At 45.5% G+C, this 279-nt stretch carries 1 protein-coding gene; it reads right to left on the bottom strand.

Features of this window, described 5'->3' with window-relative positions:
- Positions 1-69 precede the first annotated feature (69 nt).
- Positions 70-279, bottom strand: a 210-nt coding sequence (locus tag AC0IW9_RS30685; protein ID WP_471652087.1) for a hypothetical protein, incomplete at its 5' end; no start/stop codon positions are given.

Here is a 279-nt window from a genome sequence, read left to right as displayed (position 1 = left end):
ATCCAGAGAACGTGCCAAAGGATGGCCCGCTCATCGTCTGCTGTACTCATTGGAATATGATTGTCAGTCTCAGATTTGTCTTTGAGAGTTTTGAATTGTCTGAGCTGATGGATCCTCACCAAACTCAGGTCGACGTAAGTTGACGCGAACAAAGCCAAGAAGGCGAAACATGTAGCTATCGAAACGCAATATATCGAATCTGATAATCCGAATTCGCTTCTCTGGTCTACGTACATGAACCATACCGCTTACCGATAACTCCATTAGGTCGCCATGCTC

The organism is Belnapia sp. AC561, from assembly GCF_979252845.1.
This window is presented reverse-complemented; position numbering and strand designations above follow the sequence as displayed.